This window comes from Agrobacterium sp. SUL3, assembly GCF_001263295.1.
Lineage (GTDB): Bacteria > Pseudomonadota > Alphaproteobacteria > Rhizobiales > Rhizobiaceae > Agrobacterium > Agrobacterium tomkonis.
In genome coordinates this window covers 1-4,943 of sequence record NZ_KQ414550.1, presented here as the reverse complement: position 1 = coordinate 4,943, position 4,943 = coordinate 1, and the positions used below count along the sequence as shown (strand labels likewise).

Here is a 4,943-nt window from a genome sequence, read left to right as displayed (position 1 = left end):
GGGTGGCCGGCTTCAAATCGGAACGGTGGCCGGTCAATGATCGGAATGGCGGCCGGCTTCACAGCGGAATCCGCAGACAGACCATATGGCCCGCCCACATATCTTATCGTGACAACAACGTTTATCAGTGGGTGGGCCACTAGCTTCGCGCTGGCGAAATGCGGCGCTTTATGCGTGGCTGCTCTCGGTCTCCTCGATTAAGAACGAAGCGGTATTCGCCTGTGCCTGTCTACCGGGCTGGGTCTCAGGTCAGTCTTTAGCGGCACGGGCCTTTTTTACACGGCCCGTGTGGCTTTGTTGCGCAAATCGGTCACCGGGTAGCAATTGGTCTTTGAATGCGCTCGGTTACTCGACACGCTGAGTTTTAGGCCTCCGGAGCGCGGTGAAGCGGTTGAGGATGGCTGCGCGGATTTGCATTTCGGCGACCTGGCGATCGAAGCCTCGTGCCATGAGGCGTTCGCCCGGCAACTTGAGCAATGCGTTTTTGTTTCGACCATGCTGCGCTGGTGATAGCCGCTCTATCGTGTCCAGAGCGCTCTGCTGAACCGCCTCCTTGAGCGAAAAATTTCCTTTCGGACCGCAACGTCCGGCGTATTTTCGGACTAGGTTTGCGCATTGCTGCGGGCAAGGGTAATGGCGTTGGCATCGCGTGCGAAATGGCTTCGTGACAGTCTCTTGTGTCGAAAGCGCCATCAACGCTGACGCTCGCGATGGCTTGATGATGTGGTATCTGGTCCAGCAGTTCGGGTAGCATGGGCGCATCGCCCACTCGGCTTCCCGTCACTTCGATAGCGCCGATTTCCCAGAATACGAGGTCTACACCCAAATGGACCTTTTGCCACTGGCGGCGTTTTGAAAAGACCATGCTCGCGCCTGCACCATTCCCGTCTCCAACCGCCGCGATGCCAGTGCTGTCGATCAGCAGGTGCAACGGCCCGGAACTGGGCTGACAGGGGATCTCGACAAGCAGGGTCCTGCCTCCGGCTCAAGGTGCTGAAATCCGGTACCGGCCAATCAGGCCCGACCATCTCGAGAAACTGGCAACCGTTCCTATGGTCTGGCGCGAGGGAAGCTGGAACACTCCCTTCAGCGTCAGGCAAGCCTGGACCGCGGCGTCCGAGAAGACGGGCTGGCGCCCGCGCTTGCCGGTCGGCGGACACAGCCACTGCATCCCGGGATCAAACCAGACCTGAAGCAAACCTCTCTGCGCGGACGCTGCGTTGTAGGACTTCCAGTTCGTCGTGCGGTAGCGTGCGCGAGGCAATTAGCTCTTCGCCCATTAACCCACTGGAGTCACGAATGGAATCCTTCCCTCATTTGCTCAACAAAGCCCATCGCGGCTTCAACTCGCTCCGTCGCACAGTCGAATGTCGCCCAGCAATCGGTCTGATGCTAAACACCACGAAGCCTCAACTTGTCACCCGCGCGCCTAGGTTAGAGGCTTTCATCATAGCCGCGATTATCGTGGCTATCCTACCGACGAGGCTCATTGCAGTCATACCCACTCGCCGAAGCCAATTTCCAGGCGGCTACAGCGCCGCTTTGAGATAGGGGGCGGTCAGACTGCCTTCCGCTTCCGCAACGACGCCAGGGACGCCGCTGGCGATGATACGTCCGCCATCTTCCCCGGCCCCCGGTCCCAGGTCGATGATCCAATCCACCTGTGCGATGGCGCGCATGTCATGTTCGACGACGACGACCGTATTGCCGACGTCGACGAGGCCCTGCAGGTGTTGCATCAGCCGGTCCGCATCGGAGGGGTGAAGCCCCGAAGTTGGCTCGTCGAGGATGTAGATCGTGTTGCCGCGTTGAGCGCGTTGCAGTTCAGTCGCTAGCTTGATGCGCTGCGCCTCGCCGCCCGACAGCTCGGTCGCCGGCTGTCCGAGCCTCAGATAGCCAAGACCGATCTCCCGCAGCACATCGAGCGAACGCATTACAGATGCCTCGCCAGCGAAGAAGTCGCATGCATCGTCGACCGTTAGTTCGAGCACCTGGGCGATATTGCGCCCGTTCCATTCAACTTCGAGCGTTTGCGGGTTGTAGCGAGAGCCATGACAGGTCGAGCACGGCGCAAAAACGCTCGGCAGGAACAGCAGCTCCACCATGACGTATCCCTCGCCCTCGCACACCGGGCAGCGGCCTTGCGCGACGTTGAACGAGAACCTGCCCGGGCTGTAGTGTCGCCGGCGGGCGAGCGGCGTATCAGCGAAGATCCGTCGCACATGGTCGAACATGCCGCTGTAGGTGGATAGGTTCGAGCGCGGCGTGCGGCCGATCGGTTTCTGATCGACCCGCACCAGTCTGCGAACATGCTCCATGCCTGCGACGATGCGTCCTTCTGTATCTTTCTGAGCAACATCGAGCAGCGGATCGATATCCTCATCCTCGGCCAAGGGGGAGCCGCCGAGGTGTTCCGTGACGAGCTCGGGCAGCGCCTGACTGACAAGACTGGATTTGCCCGATCCCGAAACGCCGGTGACAGCGGTGAAGCAGCCGATGGGAAACTCGACGTCGAGACCTTGAAGATTGTTACGCCTGATCCCTTCCAAGCGTAGCCATGCCTTGGGATCGCGCGGTGTGCGCTCACTGCGGAGCGGCTCTGCGAACAGGTAGCGGCGGGTGATCGAAGTCTCGACGTGGGCAAGCCCCTCTATCGGCCCGCTGTAGAGGACTTCACCGCCCTTTTCCCCGGCTCCTGGCCCAACATCGACGAGCCATTCGGCGTGGCGGATCACGTCGAGATCATGTTCGACGACGAACAGGGAGTTGCCCGCCGCCTTGAGACGCTCGAGGATAGTGAGCAAGGCTTCGCCATCTGCCGGGTGTAACCCTGCCGAAGGCTCGTCAAGCACATAGACCACGCCGAAAAGCTGTGACGACAATTGGGTGGCAAGCCGCAAGCGCTGCAGCTCTCCCGAGGAGAGTGTCGGGGTGCTGCGGTCAAGCGAAATGTAGCCAAGGCCAAGATCGATCAGCGGCTCGAGGCGCTCGATCAATTCGCAGGCAAGGCGTTGGGCGGCGACCCGCTTTTCGTCGGAGAGATTGGGCGTGCGGCGCACGTCGGGCGCGCTCTTGTGCGCAGAGCCGCCCGCGGCAACCCGTTCTTCGACCGCTGCATCGCGGGCCGCTTTTTCCAGAACATGGCCCGTTGAGGCGGCCGAGGCCGCCCCGTATTCGCCATGCGCCACGGGCGTGAGCAAGTCCTTCAGCTTGAGCACCGTCAGGTCGCCGAACTCAGCAATGTCGAGGCCGGCGAATTTGACCGATAGGGCTTCGCGCTTCAGGCGCTTGCCGTCGCAGGTCGGGCAAGGGCGGCCGATGATATATTGCGAGACGCGCTTCTTCATCAACGCGCTTTTAGTGTTGGCGAAGGTTTCCAGCACATAGCGACGCGCGCCGGTGAAGGTGCCCTGGTAGCTCGGCTCCATGCGACGCTTGAGCGCCATCCGGGTCTGTTCGGGCGTCAGGCCGGCATAGACCGGCACCGTCGGCGCCTCGTCGGTGAAGAGAATCCAGTCGCGATCCTTTTTCGGCAGGTCGCGCCACGGCGTATCGACGTCATATCCGAGTGAAACGAGGATATCACGCAGATTCTGGCCATGCCAGGCGGCAGGCCAAGCGGCGATCGCCCGATCGCGAATGGTGAGGCTGTCGTCAGGCACCATCGTCTCTTCGGTCGCGTCATATACGCGGCCGATGCCGTGGCAGGTCGCGCAGGCCCCCGCGACCGTGTTGGGGGAGAAATCCTCCGCATAAAGCATGGGTTGATGGCGCGGATATTGGCCGACGCGCGAATAAAGCATCCGCACCAAGCTGGAGAGCGTCGTCACGCTGCCGACCGAGGATCGCGCGTTGGCCGAACCGCGCTGCTGCTGCAACGCGACCGCAGGCGGCAATCCGTCGATCGCGTCGACCTCCGGCACGCCGGCCTGGTCGATCAGACGACGGGCATAGGGCGCAACCGATTCCAGATAACGTCGCTGCGCTTCGGCATAAAGGGTGCCGAACGCGAGCGATGATTTGCCCGAGCCCGATATGCCGGTGAACACCACGAAGGCGTCGCGCGGCACATCGACGTCGACATTTTTGAGGTTGTTCTGGCGCGCGCCGCGAACCTGGACGCAAGCGGGAGGCACCGCATGTCCATGATCGGAGGCCGGCGTCGTCGAGTGTATATCCTTGTTCTTCAATTCAGTTTTCCTGCCATATCCGCCCGTGCGGCCCGTGTTTCATCACGGTCAGGGTAACAGATGTATTGCCGATACAATAAGTCCAACGGCCAGGCAGGCCTGATGTTCGACAACTTTCAAATATTTTTCCGGCTTTAGACAAAGGTTACGAGAAAACCTTTTTTCCGTCGGGTTACGCGACGAGGTCACATACGCACCCGGCAGGTAAGCCCGTGGTCCAGGTGGCCCTAGTCTGTGCCGCTATCGGCGTGTAAAGACTCCACTCCGGCGGTTGTTACCGCAAAGCGCGGCGTTGCCCAGTTGCCAGAGCGCACGTCATCATGGCCGGAACGGGCCATGATGAAGGCTGGCTTGTCGCTCCCGTATGGCACCCCACCGTTGCCGATGGTGGCGAGGTTGTCGGTCCCGAGGACCTGGCGCCGCGTCTTAGAACGCGAACGAGCGATCGACGTTGTCGGCGCCGAGGAAGGAAATGCCGTCACCCGAGATAACCGGAGCGACCATCCGGAGCTTCCTTAATGTCTGGTGTTGCCAGAGGCGCTTCGGATCGGCGGGTCAGTAGTGAATGACCGTGCGGATCGACTTGCCTTCGTGCATCAGTTCGAACGCCTCGTTGATCTCCTCCAAACCCATGGTGTGGGTAACGAACGGGGCCAGATCGATGTCGCCTCTCATCGCGTCCTCGACCATGCCGGGGAGCTGTGTTCGTCCCTTGACGCCGCCGAAAGCGGACCCCTTCCAGACGCGGCCCGT

1 protein-coding gene and 2 pseudogenes are annotated in these 4,943 nt (G+C 61.2%); all 3 read right to left on the bottom strand.

The window, feature by feature from the left end:
• Positions 1-345 precede the first annotated feature (345 nt).
• A pseudogene (locus AKG12_RS28770) lies at positions 346-1,264 on the bottom strand (IS5 family transposase).
• Between the two features lie 265 nt (positions 1,265-1,529).
• Positions 1,530-4,190 (bottom strand): excinuclease ABC subunit UvrA, encoded by a 2,661-nt coding sequence (locus AKG12_RS28765; RefSeq protein ID WP_263657242.1) that lies wholly within the window; start codon positions 4,188-4,190, stop codon positions 1,530-1,532.
• Positions 4,191-4,745: 555 nt separating this feature from the next.
• A pseudogene (locus AKG12_RS28760) lies at positions 4,746-4,943 on the bottom strand (S-(hydroxymethyl)glutathione dehydrogenase); the annotation flags it as partial.